Origin of the sequence: Ilyomonas limi (assembly GCF_005233845.1) — a bacterium.
In the GTDB taxonomy this organism is placed as follows: domain Bacteria; phylum Bacteroidota; class Bacteroidia; order Chitinophagales; family Chitinophagaceae; genus Ilyomonas; species Ilyomonas limi.
On the sequence record NZ_SZQL01000024.1, the window covers coordinates 12,496 to 38,073 of the forward strand.

Here is a 25,578-nt window from a genome sequence, read left to right on the forward strand (position 1 = left end):
TAAAGGAGCATAATGCAAACAACAAGAATAAGGGAAATGGTTGCTGGTAAATTAAAAGTTAGCATTTATGAAAACCGTACGCAAATGGGTGAGGAAGCCGCTAAAGAGGTAGCCAAAAAAATCAAAGCATTGTTATCAGCAAAAAAGGGATGTATTAATATCATTTTTGCGGCGGCACCTTCACAAAAGGAACTTTTATATTTCCTCTCATTACAACAAGGTATTGATTGGAGCAGGATAAATGGTTTTCACATGGATGAGTATATTGGTATCGATGAAAATGCTTCACAAAGCTTTGCTTATTTTCTTAAGGAAAATATATTTAATAGAGTTCCTTTTAATAAAATTTATTGCATCAATGGCAACGCAGAAAATATAAATGAAGAATGCCTTAGATACGCTAATCTGCTTAATGAAAATCCAACAGATATAGTTTGCATGGGTATTGGCGAAAATACGCACATTGCGTTTAATGATCCGCACACGGCAGATTTTAATGATCCGCTACTGGTTAAAGTAGTTACGCTTGATGAAGCTTCCCGTCAGCAACAGGTACACGACGGTTGTTTTGCTGAGTTAGGCGATGTTCCTACTGCTGCCATTACACTTACGGTACCGGCACTGTTGCAGGCAAATGCAATCTATTGCGTTGTTCCCGGAAAGAACAAAGCAATAGCGGTGCATCATACATTACACGAAGAGATGGATGAGCGTTATCCTTCCACCGCGCTTAAGACACATCCTAATGCCGCGCTATACCTGGATAAGGACAGTGCAGGTAGATTGTAGAGAATGGTTTTCATTAAATTTATCAGCTTATGAATGGCGCTGTTTCTTGTATTCTTCTTCAAAGAAAACTGCCTTTTCTCATTATCTCTATTTTAGTAATCATTGTTAGCACGGATTGTAAAAATAATAACGTGAAAGCAACTACAGATACTTCAACGCTTGTTCATTTAATCACCTTAGCGCCAGGACATTTTCATGCCGCATTGTTACAAAAATCAATGTACCGGGAAGTAGATTCCACCGTTTATGTATTTGCTCCTGAAGGCCAGGAAGTACAGGCTCATCTTGCTTTAATTAATGAATACAATAACCGTAAGGAAAATCCAACAGCCTGGAAAGAAAAAGTGTATACCGGTAAAGATTACCTGGAACAGATGATACAAACAAAGCCGGGCAATATTGTTGTGATAGCGGGCAATAATCAAATGAAGACGGAATATATAAATCGGTGCATAGATGCGGGATTGAATGTTTTGGCGGATAAGCCAATGGCAATCTCAACAACAGATTTTGACCAATTAAAAAATGCGTTTGCAGCAGCAGATAAGAAAAAAATATTGTTATATGATATCATGACCGAGCGTTATGAGATTACCAATATTTTACAGAAAGCGTTTGCACAGTTACCTGATGTTTTTGGGCATCTGCAAAAAGGAACATTGAAAGATCCCGCAATCACTTCAGCAAGCATTCATTATTTTTTCAAGGATGTTTCGGGAGTGCGTCTTATCCGTCCATCCTGGTATTTTGATGTAAACCAGGAAGGAGAAGGTATCGTAGATGTAACTACCCACCTGGTAGATCTGATCCAGTGGCAATGTTTTCCTGATGTTGTACTCGATTACAAGAAAGATATAAAGATGCTCAGTGCCAAACATTGGCCCACTGTTTTAACGCCTTCCCAATTCTATGAAGTTACTAAAAAAGATACCTATCCTGATTTCCTGCAAAAAGTTGTAAAAGATAGCTTGCTGAGTGTATATGCCAACGGCGAAATGAATTATACAATCAAAGATATTCATGCTACAATATCAGTTGTCTGGAACTTCAAAGCTGCTGATGGCGGCGGTGATACTTATTATTCGGTGCTTAAAGGTACAAAAGCTAATCTGATTATCAGGCAGGGCAAAGAACAGCAGTATAAGCCATCGCTATACATTGAACCGGTTGACAAAAGTCCGAAACCCTGGAACGAGGCGGTACAGGCAGGCCTGCGTGAGTTATCAAAAAGGTATCCTGGCATACATCTACAACAGAGCAATAACGGATGGGAGGTAATAATACCTGGAAATTATAAAACAGGGCACGAACAACACTTTTCGCGGGTTGTAAAAAATTATATTCAATGTTTAAATGAGGGCAACATGCCGCATTGGGAAGTTGCTGGCATGTTGGCAAAGTATTATACAACAACGCAGGCATTAGAGAAGGCTATAAATAATAAGCAATAAAGAGATTTAGTGTACTGTAACATGGATAAGTTTACAAAGAGATAAATCTGTTTTGAATGCTACGGACGTGTGGGGTGTAGTAAGTATGATCTCTTATAGTTAGTTCTTGTTTTACCTTTTTTCTTGATAAAAAAGGTAACCAAAAAATCAAGCACGACATAATCGCTCCGCGCATTCGTGTGGGCCAACGCCACCACATTGCCGAAGGTGCATCTGTTATTTGGAGGTAGCTTATGTAGCTAACTATAGTGCATGCGTGGCTTCGGTGGATACGTTACACGTCAGCGGATTGCCCTTGGCATTGAATAGTAGACAGAGCAATTGAAGGTAGCATGAACAGAAGGCGGTGTTTAGCAAAATATAGCTTAAATAAACTTACTTAGTTGATGTGTACTCATTACAAATTAAGGAAAGGATAGTGTATTTAGGAAGACAACAAAAGTATGATAGGAGGTACTAAATGTACTGTAACATAATTTGTTTCAAATATTAGCGAGAAAAGCTATACAAATGCATATTGTGCCTTTGCTAGCCAATTCATACACTCAAATAGGAGAGGCAATTTAGAGTAAGTGGCGGGAGGCCCGGACGGATGCGCGGAGCTATCATGCCGTCCTTGATTTTTTGGTTACTTTTTTATCAAGAAAAAAGTGACAAATAAAAGTTTATTGTAAGCAATCAAACTTACAATTAATTAAAATAAACAGCACTTTGAATGATTATGTTTTATAAACTTACTTGTATTACACAATACGCAATATCCAGTTAAAAACTTTTATGAAAATTCAATACACCATTTTATTTTTTCTTATAGTAATTATATCCTTAGCTGCCTGCAAATCGGGTAGCAATAAACATCCAAAAATTGCTTTTGATAACTATAAAATTGCCAATGGTTTCGAAATACAATTAGCAGCTTCAGAGCCTTTAATTGAAGCTCCTGTTGCTATGGATTTTGATGACGGGGGAAGAATGTGGGTAGTAGAAATGCGTGGCTTTATGCCCAATCTTGCCGGCACCGGCGATGATGCTCCAAATGGCAGAATCAGTATTTTAGAAGATGATGATCATGATGGTGTAGCCGATCGCTCGGTAACATTTTTAGATAGTTTAGTATTGCCCCGTGCCATAAGCCATGTGTATGGTGGGTTATTATATACCATTCCACCCTTTCTTTGGTTTGTAGAAATCAATAATAATAAGCCCGGAAAAAGAACGTTGGTGGATTCTACCTATGCGGAAGGGGGCAGCCCGGAAGCACAACCTAATGGATTAATGATGAATATTGATAACTGGATTTACAGTGCAAACGCACATTACCGGTATCAGCTCAGAGATGGAAAATGGATAAAAGAACCTACCTCCTTTCGCGGACAGTTTGGAATTACAAAGGACAATTTTGGAAGGCTTTATTACAATTATAACGAGATACAAATTGCGGGTGATTATGTATTACCCAATACCCTTATTAATAATCCTTATTTTAAACCTAAAGTTGGCATCAATGAACTGCTTACCCAAGACCAAAGAGTGTATCCGCTACATCCAACTACTGTAAACAGGGGTTATGCAAAAGACATTCTCGACAAAGACAGCTTACTGGTTAATGTTACCGCAGCATGTGGACCCTTAATTTACCGTGGAGACCGGTTTCCTGATGATTACAATCAAAATGCATTTGTTTGTGAACCCCAGGCTAATCTTGTAAAGCGTGACATATTAACTTTTGCAGAAGATAAAACAATAGCCGTACAGGCGTGGAACGACAGGGAATTTCTGGCTTCAACAGATGAAGGCTTTCGTCCGGTAAATTTATTTAATGGACCTGATGGGGAGATGTATGTTGTAGATATGCATCGCGGCATAATGGAATACCGTGCATTTACTACTCCCTATTACAACAGCGGAATAGCTCAAAAAAAGTTGGATACGCTTTTACATGCAGGCCGGATATTAAGAATAAAAAGTAAAAGAAAAGAGGTTGGTAAAATACCCGATCTTACAAGCGCATCAGGTACCGAATTGGTCTCTTTACTAAAAAGTTCCAATGGCTGGATCAGGGATAGAGCACAGCAATTAATAATATACAAGCAGGATAAATCAGTCGTTCCGGAATTAGAGCAGCTCGCCAATGATTCCAACAATTTCACTGCGGCTATACATGCTTTACACACCTTGGAGGGGCTGCACGCTTTATCTTTTGAATTCCTTAAAAAAGTTGCTGCTTTAGGAGAACCTATGCTTACAGCACACGCCTTGTTACTCCTCCAACAGTATAGTGCTGGTAATAACGTTAAGGCTATGGAGGCGTTGGCGACTGATTTATTAAGTAAGAATAATCCTGTCATCAATCTTTATCTCGCTCTTTCACTTGGTGCATGGAATGAAGTTTCAAACGGAGCATTTTTGCCTATCCTGGAAAAAATATCAAAAATGTATCCCGATAAAGGGCTTTACCCGGAAGCAATTGTAAGTAGTTTAAAGGGCTGGGAGAATAATTTTCAAAAAATTATTAGTAAAGCTGCTCCACAAAAATCAACTATTTTAGATACGCTGTTAGCTGAAACAATTAAGAATAAGCGTGATGGAAAAATGAATTCGATTTTTGTACAGGTAAAAACGCCACCAGATGCAAGAACAAATGGGCTGGCAATTTTCCGTAGTACGTGTGCTACTTGTCATGGCTTGGATGGTGACGGTATCGAACATGTAGCTCCGCCGCTAAAAGGTTCTGAATATGTAGAAGGATCCCCGCAAAGATTAGCAATGATCATTTTAAATGGTTTGGAAGGCCCTATTCATATGAATGGCAAGTTGTATAACTTTAATGGTACAATGCCCAACTTTGCAAACAACTACACGGATAAAGATATAGCAGATGTAATTGAATATTTACATAATGCCTATGTCACAAAACCTGTCAAATCAATACATGTAGATAAAATAAAAGCGCTTCGAAATACAAAATCAGGAACGTTACGGGAACAGGATTTATTGGAGATGGACAACCTGAACAATTAGCCTGATTTGAGACAATAAAGGGGCATCGTTATAAGATTATCTCATCCAGCTTTACAGGAAATATATTAAACCTTCAAAAGGTTAATGTTACAATTTATCTTTAGCATAATGCGCCGGTACATTTACCAGCACATTACCAACTTCTCTTCTTATTACACACATAAAAATATTTGCTGTTTATATAAACCATGTGGCAAAGCCACTTTATTTCTGAAGGCGATAATATCATCAATATGATGACCTTTTTCCTAATTCTCTAACCTGATATTAAGGATATCACTTTCAAAAAGCAAGCAGTAATTTTAATGAGAATGCCTTATTAACTTAGCCCGCTCTGCGCATGTAGTGCCATAGATTTAGAAGCACCTGCCTTCTAAATTTGAATGTAGCCTGCAAAGGGCTGTACAGGTGCTGTTGAAGAAGCTAAAATTGTGTTTAGCTGAAATGATACAATATGGTAAACGTAATAAAGAAGATCCAAACAACAAAGGAAGTAATCTTACGAACGTACCACTTCTGAGCGTACATGTCTTTGTTATCTCTTGCCAGGTGATCTTCCCTGCGGTGGGCAAAATAAACGAATAAAAGAAAAATGATGCTTATAATTACATCAATGTAAACAATGTTTTCCTCTGCGGTGACTCTCAGGTCGTAAAAAGCGAGATTCATGCGATGAAGATATATTTTAGCGCATATCGAAAAATTAAAATATGATTAAAATATAATATATATAGCAGCGCTTTCTAATTTTCAACAATCTCAAGTTTATAGCTCAGTAATTTTCTAATTGCTACACTCCCAAATGTAGCCGACCGTACTTTTTTATCTTCATACAATGCTACGCCTTTATACATTTATTTCAATCAGCGAGGTTAAGCCGAGGTTGTTACAGCTTATGTGTAATCATCACAGCATCTTGCACATTGGTTGAAGCTGGTTAGAGTGAATTTACAAAAGCATGATTTGACATACTCATGCATCGAATATCCAACAATAAAGCAGATCTTCCATGCAGCTATGTTTTTAGCTCCTATTTTATAAATGTTTGCAGCTAATTATTGGTAGACAGTACCAATTGTTACTTTTTTACAATCAGTTGCCGATCATACCAGCAGTGGCATATTGTACAAGGACATCGTTTTTACTCGTTACCAGTGCAATGCTTACGGGCGGGTTATCTGTTGGCTGTGCCACTTCAGCTTTGTAATAATGGGGGTAAGAATTCCAATGCCCTGCGTTAGCATGAGAAAACGCTCCTGCTTTCAACGCTACCAGCATATAACACTTAAGTAAGCAGTGATAGAAAACAAGTTCTAAAAGCAGTATTCATCACCTATCAACATTTTCTTTCGGCAGGCTTCGAAAACATCTGCAATTTGATAGTCTTTTTCCGCAAATCAATACTGTAATTGTAAAAGCAACCTGAACGTATATAGAAGATAATGATCACAGCGTTCTCTGGTTTACACTTATTGAATTCGCTACCCTTCTGGTAATCGTGGCAGCGCGAGAGTTAATTTATAAAGATTACGCAATCGTATGCGAGTGGTTACTTAGTAAACTTTTATATTAATTTGTCTTCCTGTATGCCACTTGCAATAACTAATCAGTTTGCAAGCTGCATATATTTTTCAAATGCTGCTCCCTGAATCCCGGTATTAAAAACAACACCATAAATTAAACATCGATTGCTGGAAGCTAAGTATGATACAACATGGAGCCGTTTTAAAAACGGCGATAGTAAGGCGCTGGAAAGCCTTTACAGAACGTATATTCAATCGTTGCTAAACTATGGTTTAAAAATTACGGAAGACGACAACCTGGTTAAAGATTGTATCCAGGATTTATTTGTGGAATTGTGGAAAAGCAGGCAAAATATTGCCGATACTACCGATCCGAAATTTTATTTGTTCCGGGCATTGCGCAATAAATTATCCAGGACCTTATCGCAACAATCTTTTGTGAGCGAAGTTGAAATGCAGCTTGCCGCTGATAGCTTGACAACGGGATATATTGAGCTGGAAATAATCGCCAAAGAGCACGAATTGTATAACCACCATAATCTGCAGCAATTATTAGATAAACTACCCAGGCGTCAGCACGAAGTTATCTATCTCCGTTTCTATCACAACTTTCCTTACGAAACAATTGCCGCACTCATGAACATGAATTATCAATCCATGCTCAACCTGATGCAGCGGGCTTTGAAAACATTGCGCAAGGGATATTCACCTATTACGCCGCAGCAATAATTTTTCTTGAAAAATAATTCCCGAAAAGTGAGTATATAAACCACAAAACCGCCATTATTATATAGGTTATAGGATCTTATATGGAGGACAGAGCGGAAAAAATCAATGCCTTATTACTGGATAACAGGTTTGTAGATTGGGTGTTAAATCCTCAAAGCCCGTATGCCCAATACTGGCTGCAATGGATAGGCGCCGGCACCGAAAATGCTGCCTTGGCCGAGGAAGCAAAACAGTTTTTACTGGAAGTGAGAACGGCGGAGAACAACAGGGAGAAAGCAGTGGATGAAGGAAGTGCCGAACAAATATGGGCGCATATTCAGCAGGCGATAGGTCAGGAGGAATTGGTGGAGGTGAAAAATATGCCACGCCGCCGGAGCATCTATTGGATGATGGCGGCTGCCGTCTTTGCCGGGTTGGTTTTATTTGCAGGCCTTATTGTTTTCAAACAACGCGTTCAGCAGCCGGTAGCAACAACGGCAACGATAAAGGAAAGTTCGCCTGCTGCTGAAGTAGTACGTTATAATGGTGGTAAAAATAATGAGTTGTTTTTTTTACCCGATGGCTCTAAAATTACGCTGGCCAAAGGCGCCCGCATTTCGTACAACCGGTTGATGAATGGCAGCAAGCGCCAGGTGCAACTTACCGGCGAAGCTTTTTTTGAGGTAGCCAAAAACCCCGAAAAGCCTTTTTACATCTATACGCCCAATATGGTAGTAAAGGTATTGGGCACGAGTTTCAGAATTACTGCTTCGGGCAACAAAGAAACAGTAGCCGTAAAAACCGGCAAGGTATCCGTATATCTCAAAGACCAGGATTTAGAACAATCAGCACCTAAAATTCTATTGCCGCAGCAAACCTGTACCTATTCAGCATCCAAAAAGGAATTAGAAACTACGACTTATACCAGCCTCTCGAAAATTGAACTGGAGACAGATAATATATCAGGTTACAATTTTGAAGATGCACCACTTGACACGGTTTTCAAAACGCTGGAAATGATGTATGCGATCCCTGTACATTATAATGCAGAAACATTCAAAAATTGCTACATCACCATATCGCTGGGCAGTGAAAGCCTTGAAGAAAAACTGGAAGTCATCACCAAAACTATTGGTGCTTCTTTCAGCATCAGCGATTATGGCATTGACATACAAGGCAAAGGTTGTAACTAACACATAAAATCAAAATAAATGTTGAAATAAAGCATAAAGATTTTCGAACAACTTCATACAACTGCGATGAAATCGCCTGCATTTACAAACACAAATAAAAACAATAATGGAGTGAGTAAATTTTTATGCGGAATTCGCTGCCCGGCTGCGTCATTCAGGCGGACATGTGGCAATTGAAAAACCATAAAAAATATACACATGAAACCTAATTAAGCACGAAAAGAAAACGGTCAGCAATCCTGACCGGCTGCCAAACGCCTGATACCTTTTCCTGCCTGGGCGAATGGAGCATTAAAAGGAGTTTTTACATTAATTACTTAACTGCAAAACTGATTGAAGCTATGAAGAAAACCGGATTACGTATTCAAATCCCTTCTTTTGTCATGAAAGTTGCACTGCTTTATTCCTTTCTGACGCTGGGCCTCACCGTATGGTCATTTGCAAAAGAAGCAGATGGTCAGGAAGTTTTAGACAAAAAAATTACTATCAGCATCAAAGAGGAAAATTTCAAATCTGCATTGCAAAAAATAAGTCAGGAAGCCGGCGTTAAATTTTCCTATACCCGGAATACTATTCCGGAAAAAGAAAAAGTGTCGGTAACGGCTACTGATGAAACATTGGCTAGTATTTTTAATTCCCTGTTCCAGCCCTATAATATCCAATTTGAAGCAGTAGGAAACCAGGTGATATTGAAAAAAAACGGCTCGTTGGATTTACTGGCGGAGCAAGAAACAGTGGCTGCGGAGACTAACTATTTTGTACTTATTAGAGGAACAGTAACAGATGCAGGAGGCAAGCCCATTGCTGATGTAAGTGTAATAGTAAAAGGTACCGGCAAAGGCACTACCACCAATGCCAGTGGCGAATTTACTATTGACGCGGAGACTGGTGATATATTGGAGTTTTCTATTGTTGGGTATAAACCTGTTTCAGTTACAGTAGGCAATAATGCGTCCATAGCCGTACAAATGCAAACAGATGTTTCGGGCTTAGGCGAAGTAGTGGTGGTGGGTTATGGAACGCAGAAGAAGGCAAGCGTAACAGGGGCTGTGTCAACTGTAAAAGCCACAGATATTGAATCAATCCCAACTTCTAACCTATCTAATTTATTAGCAGGACGATTGCCAGGTGCACAAATCATCAATAATTCAGGTTTTGTTGGAGCTTCTTCTGATATATTGGTTCGTGGAGTAGGCTCTGGTAATGGAGGTACCTACCCTTTGGTAGTTATTGATAACGTAGTATCTTCCAGAGCCGATTTTGATGCATTGGATCCAAACGAAGTAGAATCTGTAACGCTTTTAAAAGATGCTGCAACAGCAGCGGTTTATGGCGCCAGGGCTTCAAACGGTGTATTGCTGGTTACTACCAGGTCTGGTAAAAGCAATCAAAAAGCGGTATTTAGTTATAAATCATATTTTACTACCAGTACCACAACTAAACCCCTCCAGTCTTTTACCGCTACGGATGAATTAATCTATAAAAATAAGCAGTATAAAAATAAGCAGGAGTTAGCAGGCCAACCTGTTGGAACTTTGCCTTATGGTACGGCCGCTTTTGAATACTATAAAGACAAGTCGTACCAGTTAATGGATGATTTATGGCGAAATCCCACTTCACAACAACATGATCTTAGTGTTTCGGGAGGAAGTGAACAGCTTAGCTATTTTATACTGGGTGGGTTTAATCAATCGAAAGGCTCTTTTTATAATACCGATTATAACAGATATAACTTTAGAAGTAAAGTGGATGCAAAGATTTCCGACAATTTAACCATAGGGTTAAATCTCAGTGGATACCGCCGCACTGGCGACAGATTTTATTGGCCTTATGATGCAGAAGAGAGTACAACATTACAGGATTTCTACAGAGCTACTTTTAACTGGAGCCGCCTGTATCCCTTTTACGAAAAAGCAGATGGTACACCAACCAATAGATTGGACCCCAACGGCTACCCCGTAATATCCGGCGGCTGGCATCCTATTGAACTGGTATATAATGGCGGATACCGGAATGTAGTGTACAATAACCTGAATGGTATCTTTAATATAGATTTAAAAATACCCTTTATCAAAGGGCTAAGTACGAAGGCGCTGGCAAATTATAATGTGGATACAAGAAACGCCAAGGCTTTTATAAAATACAATAAAGCTTATACTATCCAATTTAAAGAGGCTGGCCCGGGCTTAAGTAATTATGAACCTGCACCGATTAATTTTGATCAGCAAAACATTCATAATTTAAGCAGTGCACTGGAGCGGATTACGGAGAACGTTACTCTAATTAATTCATATCAGTTTGACTGGTTTTTAAATTATGCCAGAACATTTGGTAAACATGATGTATCGGCTAACCTGGTTTATGAGCAATCAGAAAACAAATCAAAAACATTAAATGGTTCAGCAGGCCGGCTAATATCCAGCAATTATGATCAAATATTAGCAGCATCCCCAGATGCAGTAGACAGGTATTTCGATGGCGGAGAAGACGCCGGTGCAAGATCGGCCTGGATTGGAAGAGGGCATTATGAGTACAACAATAAGTACATTACAGAGTTTGCTTTCAGAAGAGATGCTTCTTACATTTTTGCCCCGGATAAGCGCACTGGCTTTTTCCCCTCTGCATCTGCAGCCTGGAGAATTTCAAAAGAAAAATTTTTCAACATTTCATTTATTAATGAGTTAAAACTCAGAGCTTCTGTTGGCACAACCGGTAACGATAATATTGCAGCTTATCAATGGCAAAACAATTATGTTATTGGAAATTCTTATGTTTTTGGAAACAATTATTTGATTGGATTGAGTCCCAGCGTTCTTCCCAATCCGGATGTTACCTGGGAAAAGACAACCTCTTATAATGGCGGCCTTGATTTTACCGCAATGGACGGGAAATTGAGCGGGGAGTTTGATTATTTTAAGCGTATTATTTCAGATATATTAGGAACAAGGTTGAGCACACTACCCGGTACTTTAGGCGCAACACTTCCGGCGGTAAATTATGCCAAAAAAGATATTCATGGCTTCGAACTGGCATTGCAGTATCGCAATACAATAGGTCAAATAATGTATTCTATCGGCGGCAACATGGGGTATGCTAGAGATAAATGGGTTTTGGTTGATGAACCCGAAGCCATTAAAGGAACATGGCGCAGTGCAATTGATCAGCCAAGCAACAGGTTGTATGGTTATGTTTCCGAAGGTATTATACGGGATGAGAAAGTAGTAGAAGCCCTTAAAACAAAAGGATTTAAACAATTCGGGAGAGACCCCATGATAGGAGCACTGTTATTTAAAGATATTCGTGGTGCCAATTTTTCAGAAGGTCCGGATGGTAAAATTGATGAAAACGATGCTACTTATCTTTCCAACAACGCTATCCCGCGCATCAATTATGGTGTTAATCTTTCGGCAGCATGGAAAGGCTTTAGAATTGATATCCTTTTGCAGGGTGTTGGAGCATACGATAAAATTGTCTCTACCTTAAATACTTCTACAGGCGGCGTATTTCAGGTGGATCGCCCCTATTTCCATTTATGGACGGATGCATGGTCGGAGGATAATCCTAATGGAAAATATCCGAAAATAATAGACTGGGGATATGAAGAAGTAGGTTATGCACCCAGTAGTTTTTGGATTCGTAGTGGAGCTTATCTCAGGTTGAGAAACCTTAATATATCTTATAGCTTTCCAAAAAAATGGATCGGTAAAGCTGGCATTAAGCAATTGCAGCTATTTTTTACAGGAACCAACCTGCTAACCTTTAGCGCATTTAAAGAATATGATCCGGAACAACTCGCTTTAGATTCTTATCCCATTATGAAGTCATTTACCGGGGGACTTAATATTAATTTTTAATTTTTTGATATGAAAGCACTGACATTCATTTTATATTCATATAGTTTACTTTTCTTATTATCAGGATGTAAAAAAACACTTGATGTTGAAAATGTAGCAGCATTTGATCCAAATAAGGTGTGGAATGACCCTCAGCTTGCCCAGGCTTATTTAACCAATCTTTATGCCCAGGCTTTGCCGGGTAGTTGGCCTGTCAATAGCGGAGGCTACGCGGATGAATTAGCCGGTAATTTACAAACAGATGCAGTAACAAGCGCAAGCGGGCCATTTAAAGATTGGCCCTATGCCACCATTAGGAATATCAATATATTATTCAACGAAATTGATAAAGGCACTTTATCTGATGATACTAAAAATCCAATTAAGGGACAAGGCTATTTTTTGAGAGCATGGGTATATTTTAATATGGTTATTCTTTATGGCGGCGTGCCTATTATTGATAAACCTCAGGGCCTTAACGATGACCTGTTTGTAGCCCGCAACTCTACAAAAGAGTGTTTTGATTTTATTGAAGCAGATTTACAGCAGGCCTTAACACTGTTACCGGATAAATATAGCGGAGACGACCGTGGAAGAATAGACAAAGCAGCAGTGCTTGCGTTTTTAGGCAGGGTATTGCTTTTTAAAGCAAGTCCGCAATTCCATTCTTCTAATCCTTATAATAATGCAGATTGGAGTGAAGCTTATGAAGCTAACAAAATGGCAAAGGATCAATTAGCAGCAATGGGATATGGTTTGGTCCCCAATTATGCGGATATCTGGAGTAAAGAAAATAAGGGTAACCAGGAAGCGATACTAAGTGTAGTGTTCAACAGTCCTAATAAAACCAATGGCAGGCAGGAAGACGCTTGCAGACCGTTAAGCGAATCGAAAAATGCAACCGGTGGCGACCAGCCTGTCTGGGAAATGATAGAAGCTTTCCCAATGAAAGATGGCTACCAACCCGGAGCTTCTCCAAATTATGCTTATGATTTACAAGCTTACTGGCAAAACCGGGATCCAAGGTTTTATAACTCCATCGTATATAATGGGTCTATTTATGAATTGAGTAATAAGGCCGGGCGTAGGCAATATACAGCTAAAGGAATAGCCACCAACGAAGACATGTTTGGCCCGGGTGAATTATTCAACAGAACCGGGTTCTATCCGAGAAAAGGCATGGATTCTACGTTACCACAGGCTGCCGTAACCGAAAATGAAACAGATTGGATAGAGTTGCGCTATGCTGAAGTGCTGTTGAATTTTGCCGAAGCAGCCAATGAAACAGAACATCCTGCCGAGGTGATGAGTGTGTTAATAGAAATTCGGCAGCGTGCCGGAATTGAACCAGGCCCTGCCAACCTGTATGGTTTATCGGCCGGTATGACAAGAGAGCAATTGCGGGAGGCAATTTATCATGAAAGAAGAATTGAGTTTATTTATGAGGGAAAACGTTTTAATGATTTACGCAGAACAAGGAGGTTAAACCTGATTGATGGAATGAGCAAACATGGGCTGCTGGCTACGCTGAAACCAGGTAAAGATCCTGCTGAAGGAATAACGTATTCTCTTTTGCCGGAAGATTTTACCTACAGCATATTGCCGCTTCTTTCAAACGGCACCAATGTTATGTCAACACCCGATACGTACTACTTTTTTCCGATACCTAAAAGCGAGATTGATAAGAACCTTAAGTTGGAGCAAAACATTGGCTGGGATGGAGGTACGTTTAACCCAGTGCTCGATTAAGCCGTAACGGAATTGAAATATTTTCAATTACAATAAAAAATGGGAAGAGGAGGGAATAAAAATTTAAGATTATCCCCCCCTCCTTTTCTGTCCTCAATACTTTTAGAGATTTAGACAAAACATTATCTTACTTGTTATGATCTTTCATTTAATAAAAACGCTCCTCATTACGGTATTTGCTTGTATTACTTTGTTTGCGCGGGCTCAGGTATCTTTTACTTCCGGTGAGTTGGAGATAAGCCTGAACGGGAAAGGTTACCTTACTGAATTAAGCAATAAAACAACAGGAAAAAATTACTTATATACCGATACCCTTGCTCCTCTTATAACAGTTGTGCGTAAAAGCAAAAAGTTTCATCCTACTTCATTAACTTATAATAAATCTCAGAAAAAAATTACTTTGGGTTATACGGATGCAGGTGTAAATATAGATATCAAGGTGTTGAATAAACCTACTCATCTGATACTGGAAATCATTAAAGCCGGCCCCGCCGATAAAATAGATGCAGTCGTATGGGGTCCATATCCAACTACTATCAATAAAACAGTAGGTGAAGTTATTGGTGTAGTAAGAGATGGTACAACATCTATTGGGCTACAGGTGCTGAATGTAAAAACGCTGGGTGGAGATTATCCTAATAATGAAGGGAGCACCTGGCAAAGAGGCATAGCAGCCATCAGCCGCCCCTGGGGCAGCCTTCTACAGGCTTATTCTATCAATCGAGAACATGAACGTTATGTAGATGCCTGGGGCGGTGTATATAAAAACATGCCGATAGCTCCTATTAAAGGCGAAACAGTGGTAGGCAGTAAGATAGCTTTATTCAGTTGTGATGAACCAAAAACCTTAGACCGGCTGGAGCAAATTGAATTAGCTGAAAATTTACCGCATCCTACTATTAAAGGTGTATGGTTTAAAAAGTCTCCTTTATTTGGAAAGTCTTATCTCATTTCTTCCTTCAGCGAAAAGGATGTTGACGAGATAATTGGTTATACCAAAAGAGCCGGCCTTTTTTCGCTTTACCATGAAGGTCCTTTTAAAAGCTGGGGGCATTTCGTGCTCAACCCCACTCAATTCCCTAACGGAAAAGAGGGATTAAAAAAATGTGTCGAAAAGGCCCATGCCGCCGGTCTGATGATGGGTATGCATACGCTTTCGAATTTTATCAATACCAATGATCCTTACATAACACCGGTACCCGATGACCGGCTGAGTATGACCGGCTCCTCTACGCTCATGCAAAATATGGATGCCTTACAAAAAGAAGTTGAAGTGGCATCGCCTGAATATTTCAATCAACAAGAGAGCAATTACCTGCATACAGTGAAAATAGGCAGTGAGCTTATCAGGTATAAATCGGTTACGAGTACACCACCTTATCAACTTCTCGACTGTCAGCGGGGCGCCTTTGGCACCACAGCTTCTGCTCACAACAAAGGAGATGTAGTAGGCAAATTATTTGACCATGGCTATGGCGTATTTTTCCCCAACATCAATATGCAACGCGACGTAGCTAAAAATATTGCTATCCTTATGAATGAAACAGGTATTGATCATTTGGATTTTGACGGTTTTGAAGGCGGGCTTGCTTCCGGTCAGGGAGATTATGCTGTGAATCTGTTTGCAAAGGATGTGTACGATAATGTAAAGCACGAATTTATCTGTGGCACCAGCATCAGTAAATCTTTTTTTTGGCATATTGGTTCTTATTATAACTGGGGCGAACCCTGGTATGGTGGATTTAAAGAGAGTATGCAGGAATACCGCATTGCTAATCAAGCTCTGTTTGACAGAAATTTTATGCCCCACATGTTGGGATGGTATTTGCTTGCAGAGCACACCACTTTGCCGGAAATGGAATGGATGCTGGCCCGTGCTGCGGGTTATAATGCAGGCTTTGCCCTTGTAGCCCGCCCTGACGCTTTAAGGAAAAATCCGCTTACACCTGTACTGCTGGATGCCATTAGGGAGTGGGAGAATGCACGAAACGGCAGCGCATTCAGTAAAGAGCAGCAGGAGCGATTGAAAAACCCGGCCAATGCATTTCATTTGGAGAAAGTAAGTGAGGGCAAATGGAACTTTTATCAGTATTCCACATCGCCGGTATTTGTAAGAGAGAAGTTTGAACGGCAGCCAGGAGAGCCAACCCATACCATCTGGAACTTCAAGCAGCAATGGAGCGAACAACCGCTTCAATTCAACTTAAACGTGACGGGCAATGAAGGAGCGGTCGGTGATATTACAATGCAAATAGATAATTATGCAGAAATAAATTTGCCCCAGGAATTGCAGGCAGGGGAAAGTGTGGTGTGCGATGGTACGGAAATACTGCGCCTGTATGATAAGGACGGAAAGCCCAAAGGACAGTACAAAATGTCTTCACCTCCGCCCGTTGTTTCGCCCGGCACACATTCTATTACAATTGATTGTTCGTTTACAGGCGAAAAACCTCCAAAAATAGAGGTGCAGTTCAAAGGGCTGGATAAGATGGAAACAGTTAACGTAAATAAGAAAGGCTGATGCAAAGCTTCGGCAATAGTTTAGTCCTGCGCTTGCGGAGTTGAAATGTGAATAAACCTGCTAATTTTCAAAGAGCAATTTGAAAAATCATCAACAGTATGTGTAAGTTATTTTTCTTTTTTCTTTTCTTTCTGACTGCTGTTTTTATTACAGTAAACGATGCACAGGCACAAACTATAAGAGTGCTTGCATATAATATTCACCACGGCGAAGATGTAAACGGAAAACTCAATCTTCAGCAAATTGCCGATGTGATTAATAAGGCAAACCCTGATGTGGTAGCGCTGGAGGAAGTGGATAGCATGACCAACCGCACCAACAAAGTAGATCAGTTAAAAGAGCTGGCAGCACTTACCAACATGCAATATTTCTACGGTAAAAATATGGACTATGATGGCGGTGGTTATGGTGTAGGCATTCTTACCAAATGGCCTATCACCCGTACATTTACTACCCGCCTGCCAAACTTTCCACAGAGCGAACCAAGAGTTGCCGCCACAGTTGAAGTGCAGTTAAAAGATAATAAAAGCTTTCTTTTTACCGCTATACATTTAGATTATGTGAGAAACCCTGCGGAAAGAATAGCGCAGGCTAAAAAGTTACAGGAAGTATTTTTTGCAATTGATACCCCTTCTATCCTTGCCGGCGATTTTAATGCTCAGCCGGATGAAACCGCCATGAAGGATATTATATTCAGTATGTACGATGAAACAGATTTTACCGGGCATTCACTTTCCTTTCCTTCCGATGAACCGAAAATAAAAATTGATTATGTACTCGTTTCAAAAAATCATCATTGGGAAAAACAACACTATGAAGTAATAGATGAAAAAGTAGCATCAGACCACCGCCCGGTTTTGTCTGTTGTGCAATTGAAGTAAGGACAGCTTTGATATGGAAGTGTTGAACGGGTTGTTGCTGCATACGGAATAGTGTCTGCTATTTAAAGGCAAACTCATTTGTTGAAAAACTATTAAATAAACACCCCGACTCACGTTATAGTAAGTAGCTTCTATCAGAATAGCTACTTACTATTCTCATACCATCATGAATTTCTGTTTGGAGTTGCGAATTTTAAGTAACAAAAAAGCTTACCAATTGTAATAATGGCAGCACCATCTTTGCAATTGATAAGCTATAAAATCAGCAAAATAGTAGCTGGTATTTGCTCAAGCTGAATGAATCAGTATGTACTTATTTAAGCGTACAATGAAGGTCTAACCAAATAAGTATTTTTTGTAAAAAAACCTACTCCTGCTTTCTTACATATATATCACCACTAATCGTTTCCAGCTCTACATTATCACCACCGCCATTATACTGATAAGAGACCGCATTTCCACCTTTGTCATGTCTGGTATTATTAATAGCCAAATCGGTATAAATGGTTCCGGAGATCGTACTCATTTTTAAATCAGCCTTCCGGGAACCAGCAAACTGAAGGTCAATAAATCCGCTGATACTGTGCGCATTGATGGCTGCTGTTTTTCCCTCAATAATAATATTGCCGTTGATCGTTTCTACGGAGAGCTCGGCTCCTTCCGGAACATACACGTCCCAGTATATATTGCTATGGTAGTTGCAATGACAGGAATCGCCTCCTTGCCGGCTTTTTTGTTCATCAAACTTTGCCGTAATGTTTATACTGTTGCCCGATGCATCAAATGTTGTTTTATACACCTCATTATCCTTATTATCATTGATGTTAACAGCAGCTTTTGCATATACTTCATTCTTATTCCAAGAGCGAATGCGGATAGAATCTGCTATCTGTATGTTCATGCGTATCTTTTCACCGGCAGCATAATTGAGATGCTGTTCTATTATTTTCTGTGCATAATTGCAACAGCTTAACAGGCAAAACAGTATTATAAAGGTTATATTTTTCATACTTCGGCTATTAATGGGTTTATGATGTATGATTATCAGGCAGCTTTTTTCCGGAGATAGATATTACCGCTTACATTAGTAATTTTAAAACTAACACCACCACCGTTTAACTGGCTCCTGATGCTGTTGCCGCCAATCTTTTTGAGCTTCTTTTCATCCGATGGAAAATCAAAGTCGGAATAAATGCCTCCTGAAATCGTTTCCATCTGTATATCCACGTCGGCATTGGCAGGCAGTGTTACGTCTATATCACCGCTGATAGAAGCAAGAGAAATGGGTTTGTCTTTACTTAACCCGCCAAATACAACATCTACATTGCCGCTGATGGTAGAGAGTACCAGCGGACCAGCTACATTTTTGAGGTGAATGTCGTGGCAGTTAGTAATTTCAATTTCTCCTTTTGTATTCTCCACACGCACATCGCCGGAGCGCCCACACTCATTATTTACCAGAACACTGAAATTATCAGGCACTTTGATGGTATAGCTGGCTGACTGTGTGATAGGCAGCAGGCATTGTAAGGTAATCTGGTTACCATTTTTTTGAACAGCAACCGCAAGCCCGGTGTTGTCCGTTCCATCTGCATAAACGGCTTGCAGCCCCTTTGCACGTGCAGGAGGCTTGCTTTCTCTGCTGGACGTTATTATAATATCACTGCCATTGTAACCTTCTATTGGTAAGTCGCCTGAAAAATTGGTTAGTGTAAGTTTTCCATCCTTTACGTTCTGAACAGGAATTTTGTACTCCTGTGCCTGCAAGGTCAGGCTGATCGGCAATAGAAAAAGAAGAAATAATAAGTAATTAACTGATTTCATTTGTAATGGTTTAAGCGATAAATAAGTATTTGAATTTGTTGTATCTGTTTATAACAATGCTATAATCATGTGCTTTGGGTAAAACAATGCCGTTAAGCAAAGCTTAGATGATGCTATGCTATTATATTCCTTGCGAGGAGTTACTTCAGCTTTAACAATGGTCTGCTACTTTATAACAGTTTAAGTCCTTTTTGTGCCATCTCTTTTACAGATGGTAGTGCTTTTTTATCTGAAAGGATTTTTTTAATAGGCTCTTTTGCTTTCTGTTCCCGGCGTTCCGTAAGCATATTGATCAGCACGATCTGCATGATAGGTTCTGTTTGTTTACTTAAAGAAGCTACCAGCGAATCCCTTACTGCCTGGCTGCCCGAAAATTGTTCAATGGCATATAGCGCAGCTAATCGTACGTTTACATTTTTATCGGTGTTCAGTGTATTTATAAGCGCAGTAATTATTTTCTGATCGGGGTTGCTTATTTCTTCTACATAATTTACGGCTTTTATCCGCTCACTGGCCGATTCTGCATTCAGCAGATTAAATAGCAGCGTCTCTTTTATTTCTTTTACTTCTTTATTCAGCCTTGCTATCTGAGCTGTATTATCATGCTGCTTTTGCGGAACGATTTTCATCCCTATCACTATGCCACCTGCTACCAGTATAATGCTTGCAGCAACACGCCACCACGCAGGATATCTTTTTATAACTGTTGTCTTTTGCTCCCTTTCTTCCCTTTGTAAAATCCGGGAAGTAGCATCAATATTGATCTCCGACTGAAGCATGCTATCAAACTTTTCCTGCAGGGCAGGGCTTGGTTGTGCAGGTTTGTTATACTCCATTACGCGGAACAATGTCCTGTATTCATCGAGGCTCTGTTTACAGGCTGCACAGCTTTGAATATGCTTCTCTATGTTTGTACGCATAGCCGGGCTTAGCCTGCCATCCAGATACTCCATCAGCAACGCATCTATATCATCACATTGCATATTCATACATCTATAATTGTTTAAAATAAAGGGCACGCAGTTCTTTCATCGCTCTATGTATCTGAACCTTGACAGCGCTTAAAGACATATTCTTTATCTGTGCTATCTCTGCATATTTTAAACCTTCGTACCTGCTTAATACAATCAGTTCCCGGTCAATAGGTCCTAATTCCAGTAAAGCGGCTTGCAGCTTTTCAAAGTCCTGTTCTTCAACACCTCCTTCCTCCAGTGGCACCTCTTCTGTATCGCTGTTTGTGCTTTTTACTACTTCGCTGATGCGCATTTTTTGCTTGCAGTAGTCGGCATGTATGTTTCTGGCCATCTGGTACATCCAAGGCTTAAAGCTCCCGTTGGCATGATTGAATGTATGCCTGAACCGGAGGATGCGGTAGAACAATGTTTGCGTCAGGTCTTCACTTGTGCTCTTATCGATAGTCAGCTTCAGAAAAAAGTTGTACAGGGGTATATGGTAGCGCTCGAACAATGTAGTCAGTTCAGACAATTGCCCGTCTTTTACCTTGTGCATTATTTTTTCATCAGTTGGTTCTTCTACCCGTTGCAATGAAATTGTTTGTGCTTTGTATTGAATACTGTGAGAAAGGAAAAAGGTTACAAAAAAAGGGAAATATTTTTTAGGGCAAGATGCGCTCTCCTCAATCTTGTACTTTGCTCAATAAATTATCGCAATAACAAACATGCGAATGCACTTTATTTTATACACATTGACTCTGGTATTCTTTATTGGCAAAATCATTAAAAAGGAATGACATATTGCAGGAAAGCTTCCGTAACAGTTGGCGTACAAGGCAGCAGCAAACATCTTTATTTCAAAAATAGCGGTACACAGAATATCCTTGCTTTCCTGCATGCAGATAAGCAGGTTTGTGAAAATTTATATCTTTTATGGCCAAACAAATATGGCTAAACAATCTTTTAGAGAAAAAAGTGGAGTGGACAACCCTTCAAAGGAAAGCGTAACTGCATCAACTTTTATTACTTTTTTTATTCAACAACCACTTCTTTGTTTAGTTGTATGACCGCGCTTTTACGATGCTTCCGCTTTTCATGCTTATAGAAAAACAATCCTGTAATAACTAATAAGAGTAAAGACACTATCGTTTGCAGATAAGAGAATTCAATTAATACATGCATCCAGCTGGTTGTTTGCATAAAAAACTCTTTATACAACAGCAGCACCACACTGCCCAGGTAGCCAATAGAATCGCAGATATACACAAAGAAACCTGCATTGGCTTTAATACGGAATAAAGCGATCATCCGTTCAAACAGGGCAACCTGTATAGGTATGTATGCAAGAAACAATCCGGTGCCTAACAACAACATCCACCAAAAAGGGGTTAGTACACGCAACTGAAAAAATATGGTGGACAAACCACTCAGCAGTAAGCCAAGAAATAGTAAGAAATTAGTTGCCCAAAAGCCTTTACTGTTGCTTTTTATTGCTGATAGACTTCCAATAGCAATCAATACAACTATACCTGAAATGGTTTCTGTTAATGCAAACACATCTTTATTAAAATGTGCATCCATTTCAGTCCATATCTCTACAGAAAAATTGTCTCTGAAATCCCGGAGCGTTGCTAAAAAAGCATACACAATAACCAGTCCGATGATGCCTGCACCATATTCTTTTAAAACGTTTTGCTTACCTTCTTTAGTCATGGGTAAACGCGGACTTCGATGCTTAATATCTTCTGCCGTAGGTGCAGGAATTACAGAAAGCATCCAAACAAATAATAAAAAAAGTGGCAGAAAAATAAGTCCGATTAGAAACGGCATCCAAAACTCTGATATGAAAGGCAAGGCATCCTGCACATAAAAATAAATGGTCTTTAAAAATCCTGAAGAAATAACAAGGCTAATACTTAATCCCATTGCCAGTGTTTCGGTAAATAATCGTCCTTCCAGATAGCTGAATACAATGCCCCACACCATTCCCAACGGCAATCCGTTAAGAAATAAAAAAATAAAATTGTAAGGATGGGGTACCAATCCAAAGAACAATAAAGCGATCTCTGCAAAAAGAATCAAACCGATAATTAATTTTTTCCGTTGGTGTGCTTTCAGCTCGGAAATTATTTTGATACCAATAAATTTTGAGGTCATATAACCAAACACCTGTGCAATAATTAAAATGACTTTATAATCTATCCCCCAAAGATTATATCCTTCATAAGTGCCTGCATTGAAAGGTTTCCGGAAAGCATACATGCAGAAGTAAGTGCCAAATGCTGCCAGCATGCACCAGGCAATAAAAAAAACTTTTGAAGTGGACAGCAATCGTTGAATATAGTTCATACAACAGGTGTTTGGTGTTTGTGTGCGGAAATAAAACAAGGCAAGTTTAATAAAAACAACTATACTATGGAGATACTAAATACTTTTAAAGTGCCTGATACCTTGTTGGCATTCAAAGTGCCACTTCCATCACTTTCTTATTTTCCATTACTTCTTTTATGGCTGCAATCAAAGCCCTCACATCATCAGGAAAAATTTGCCCGATATTACCGATACGAAAAGCATTCGCTTTACTCAATTTACCAGGATAAATTACAAAGCCACGTTCACTGAGTTGATTATAAAAGTTTTCAAAATTGAAATCGGCATCATCCGGGTAAAGAAAAGAAGTAATGATATGCCCTTGTATGCCTGGCTGTAGATATTCTTTAAAGCCGAGCGATGCCATGCCTTCATCCAACATTTTCTTGTTCATTTTATAACGCTGCTCTCTTGCTTTTACACCGCCTTCCGCTTCCAATTCTTTTAAAGCCTGCCGAAAGGCCAAAATACTTAAGGTGGGTGGCGTAAAACGGAACTGCCCGTTTGCCTCCAGCCCTTTCCACTGGTCGTACAAATCAAGCGTTAAACTTCTTGCCTGTCCTTTTGCTTTTTCCAATTCTGTTTTTTGGCACAACACAAATGCAAACCCCGGAACGCCTTCGATGCATTTGTTGGAGGAGGAAACAAGAAAATCAATCTGCATTGCTTTCATGTTCATTTCCACGCCGCCAAAGCTACTCATCGCATCTACAATAAACACCACGTTGTGTTGCTTGCAAACAGCACCAATTGCTTCTACAGGATTCAATAAACCTGTAGTTGTTTCGCTGTGAATACAAGCTACGTGCGTAACATCGGGATGTTCTTTTAAAAATACTTCGGTCGCTTCCGGCGTAACAATTTCATCTTCCGCAAAGCGCAATACATAATGATTGAGCTGATGAATAGTGGCCATCTTTGCAATACGTTCGCCATAAGCACCGTTTGCCAACACCAGCAACACATCATCTTTTCCAACAGCACTGCTGATTACGCTTTCTATTCCAAAGGTACCCGAGCCTTGTATGATCACACATTCATAACCTTCTTCTTTTGAAACATGTGCAAGCTGCAATAACTCATTGCGGATTTCTTTTACCGCATGTACAAATTCATGATCTCTTGAGCCAACATCTTCGAGCATGGCTTCTTTTACGGTGAGAGATGTTGTTAGCGGACCGGGAGTGAATAATAATTTCTTTTGTGTCATAATGAAATTTTATTGGTAAATATTTTTTGATATACTGAATACACCATTACACAAATTGTTCTAAGTCTTAAGTAGATTTATATCCGTCATTGCGAGCGATAGCGAAGCAATCTGTGGGTAGCATTAAATCATTGTTGATGTTTTTTTGTACTTTATAATATTTAACCTAACGGCTTATTTTGATTTTACTTAAGTCCACAGATTGCTTCGCTATCGCTCGCAATGACGTGCATTCATGTTCTTAATACTGCGGATGTTTATTATTCATTTGGCTATACTAAACATACTTTTATTACATTGTACTGATTTTGAAATTATCCGCTCAGTTTTTTTGAACGTGCTTCTGCACATTTATTCAGCCATGCTTCGCTAAAAGCATCTATTTTTCCGAACCTTTCAATATCAAAATGAGAAAAATCGTAAGGATTTGCGTTGCCTGCAGCCATTTCTGCAAAAGCTAATCCTATACCTCCTGAAACAGAAATACCTGCACCTACACAGCCTGTTGCCAGCAATAAATTATGTACTCCCGGGGCTGCCCCCATTGATAAATTATTATCGGGCGTATAGCCTGAAAAACCAGCGACATAATATTTCAAACCAACATCATATATTGTTGGAAAGAAGCGGGCAAGCCGGTCAATCACTTCCTGCAAATCATTCATTCCTTTGTCTCCACTGAAAGAAAAGTGACTGACATCGGCAGGAATATTTTTGGGTGATACACTGAATGATTTTTTTTCGCGAATGCCAAATAACAAACTTCCGCCTTCAGGTCTCGCATAAGCCTGTGCATCAGGCAGCAGCACAATAGGTGAATTCAACGGAAAAATGTCAGCTCTTTCTGTTATCCAATACTGGCTTCTGGTAGGCGCCATCGGTAAATCGACACCCGCTTGCTTTGCAAAAATGGGTGACCATGCGCCTGCAGCAATAATTACCACATCCGCGTAAATTTTTCCTCCTGTTGTATTTACACCAACCGCCGTATTATTGTCCATCAATACATCGGTAACTTCCACGCCCTGCCGCAAATCTGCTCCCTGCAATTTTGCGCAGCGTGCAAAAAAAGTTCCCAGTAAATACGGATCGCAATAGGCTTCTTCCGGCATAAAGCCAATGCATAATGCCTCCTCTGTTTTTAACCACGGCGCTTTTTTGTGTGCTGCTGTATTTGAAAGGTAGGTAGCCGGTTGATTGAATACTTCAGCAATAGCCATCAACTCTTTCAGATCGCTCACTCTTGGTTCGCTTGCTGCTACATGCATGACACCCACTTTTTTTATATCGAGCGATTCGCCCAACATTTTTTCCATCTCCGGAATAACACGGTACGTTTCTAAGGAAAGCGGGATGAAATATTTCTTTGCTCTGATCTTGGTGATCAGTGCAGCAGCCCGGCTGGTAGCGGCATTACACAACTCATTACGCTCCAAAACAACGATCTTTTTTCCGGGATTATTTCTTGAGTAATAATAAGCAATAGCACAACCAAATATGCCGCCGCCTATCACTACTACATTTGCTTTTTCGGAATTAAACTGCATAAAAT

The 25,578-nt window shown here is 39.7% G+C and carries 18 protein-coding genes; 9 read left to right on the forward strand and 9 right to left on the reverse strand.

Annotation, left to right across the window (positions count from 1 at the left end):
- Positions 1-12 precede the first annotated feature (12 nt).
- From FC093_RS20825 to FC093_RS20835, 3 genes are all read left to right on the forward strand, one after another.
- Positions 13-789 (forward strand): glucosamine-6-phosphate deaminase, encoded by a 777-nt coding sequence (locus FC093_RS20825; protein ID WP_206106646.1) that lies wholly within the window; start codon positions 13-15, stop codon positions 787-789.
- Between the two features lie 131 nt (positions 790-920).
- Positions 921-2,240, forward strand: coding sequence for a putative oxidoreductase C-terminal domain-containing protein (locus tag FC093_RS20830; RefSeq protein ID WP_240743396.1), 1,320 nt, complete (start codon positions 921-923; stop codon positions 2,238-2,240).
- A gap of 777 nt (positions 2,241-3,017) precedes the next feature.
- Positions 3,018-5,261 (forward strand): DUF7133 domain-containing protein, encoded by a 2,244-nt coding sequence (locus FC093_RS20835; RefSeq protein ID WP_137263749.1) that lies wholly within the window; start codon positions 3,018-3,020, stop codon positions 5,259-5,261.
- A gap of 435 nt (positions 5,262-5,696) precedes the next feature.
- On the opposite strand, the gene FC093_RS20840 is transcribed toward FC093_RS20835, so the two are convergent.
- Both FC093_RS20840 and FC093_RS20845 read right to left on the reverse strand, forming a co-directional pair.
- Positions 5,697-5,930 (reverse strand): hypothetical protein, encoded by a 234-nt coding sequence (locus tag FC093_RS20840; protein ID WP_137263750.1) that lies wholly within the window; start codon positions 5,928-5,930, stop codon positions 5,697-5,699.
- Positions 5,931-6,353: 423 nt separating this feature from the next.
- Positions 6,354-6,587, reverse strand: coding sequence for a PDDEXK nuclease domain-containing protein (locus FC093_RS20845; RefSeq protein ID WP_317129059.1), 234 nt, complete (start codon positions 6,585-6,587; stop codon positions 6,354-6,356).
- Positions 6,588-6,949: 362 nt separating this feature from the next.
- Here FC093_RS20845 and FC093_RS20850 point away from each other — a divergent pair, with 362 nt between their 5' ends.
- The 6 genes from FC093_RS20850 to FC093_RS20875 all read left to right on the forward strand — a co-directional run bounded on the left by FC093_RS20850 (position 6,950) and on the right by FC093_RS20875 (position 17,669).
- On the forward strand, positions 6,950-7,513 hold the full coding sequence (locus FC093_RS20850) for an RNA polymerase sigma factor (RefSeq protein ID WP_170971174.1): 564 nt from the start codon (positions 6,950-6,952) through the stop codon (positions 7,511-7,513).
- An 80-nt stretch (positions 7,514-7,593) separates the two neighbouring features.
- On the forward strand, positions 7,594-8,685 hold the full coding sequence (locus FC093_RS20855) for a FecR family protein (RefSeq protein ID WP_137263753.1): 1,092 nt from the start codon (positions 7,594-7,596) through the stop codon (positions 8,683-8,685).
- Positions 8,686-9,026: 341 nt separating this feature from the next.
- Positions 9,027-12,539, forward strand: a complete 3,513-nt coding sequence (locus tag FC093_RS20860; RefSeq protein WP_137263754.1) for a TonB-dependent receptor — start codon at positions 9,027-9,029, stop codon at positions 12,537-12,539.
- Positions 12,540-12,548: 9 nt separating this feature from the next.
- Entirely contained in the window at positions 12,549-14,267 is a 1,719-nt protein-coding gene (locus FC093_RS20865; RefSeq protein WP_137263755.1) for a RagB/SusD family nutrient uptake outer membrane protein, read from the forward strand.
- 136 nt (positions 14,268-14,403) lie between these two features.
- Positions 14,404-16,788 (forward strand): hypothetical protein, encoded by a 2,385-nt coding sequence (locus FC093_RS20870; RefSeq protein WP_137263756.1) that lies wholly within the window; start codon positions 14,404-14,406, stop codon positions 16,786-16,788.
- Between the two features lie 98 nt (positions 16,789-16,886).
- Positions 16,887-17,669: an endonuclease/exonuclease/phosphatase family protein gene (locus FC093_RS20875; protein ID WP_137263757.1), complete on the forward strand. Its 783-nt coding sequence runs from the start codon at positions 16,887-16,889 to the stop codon at positions 17,667-17,669.
- A gap of 367 nt (positions 17,670-18,036) precedes the next feature.
- On the opposite strand, the gene FC093_RS20880 is transcribed toward FC093_RS20875, so the two are convergent.
- The 7 genes from FC093_RS20880 to FC093_RS20910 all read right to left on the reverse strand — a co-directional run bounded on the left by FC093_RS20880 (position 18,037) and on the right by FC093_RS20910 (position 25,573).
- Positions 18,037-18,678, reverse strand: a complete 642-nt coding sequence (locus FC093_RS20880; RefSeq protein ID WP_137263758.1) for a DUF4097 family beta strand repeat-containing protein — start codon at positions 18,676-18,678, stop codon at positions 18,037-18,039.
- Between the two features lie 35 nt (positions 18,679-18,713).
- Positions 18,714-19,493 (reverse strand): DUF4097 family beta strand repeat-containing protein, encoded by a 780-nt coding sequence (locus FC093_RS20885; RefSeq protein ID WP_137263759.1) that lies wholly within the window; start codon positions 19,491-19,493, stop codon positions 18,714-18,716.
- Positions 19,494-19,663: 170 nt separating this feature from the next.
- On the reverse strand, positions 19,664-20,482 hold the full coding sequence (locus FC093_RS20890) for a zf-HC2 domain-containing protein (protein WP_137263760.1): 819 nt from the start codon (positions 20,480-20,482) through the stop codon (positions 19,664-19,666).
- A 4-nt stretch (positions 20,483-20,486) separates the two neighbouring features.
- Positions 20,487-21,038 (reverse strand): RNA polymerase sigma factor, encoded by a 552-nt coding sequence (locus tag FC093_RS20895; protein ID WP_137263761.1) that lies wholly within the window; start codon positions 21,036-21,038, stop codon positions 20,487-20,489.
- Positions 21,039-21,478: 440 nt separating this feature from the next.
- Complete coding sequence (locus FC093_RS20900) at positions 21,479-22,795, reverse strand: DUF5690 family protein (RefSeq protein WP_206106647.1); 1,317 nt, start codon at positions 22,793-22,795, stop codon at positions 21,479-21,481.
- A 112-nt stretch (positions 22,796-22,907) separates the two neighbouring features.
- Positions 22,908-24,026, reverse strand: a complete 1,119-nt coding sequence (locus FC093_RS20905) for a 2-aminoethylphosphonate--pyruvate transaminase (RefSeq protein ID WP_137263762.1) — start codon at positions 24,024-24,026, stop codon at positions 22,908-22,910.
- A gap of 314 nt (positions 24,027-24,340) precedes the next feature.
- Complete coding sequence (locus FC093_RS20910) at positions 24,341-25,573, reverse strand: NAD(P)/FAD-dependent oxidoreductase (RefSeq protein ID WP_137263763.1); 1,233 nt, start codon at positions 25,571-25,573, stop codon at positions 24,341-24,343.
- Between the last annotated feature and the right edge of the window lie 5 nt (positions 25,574-25,578).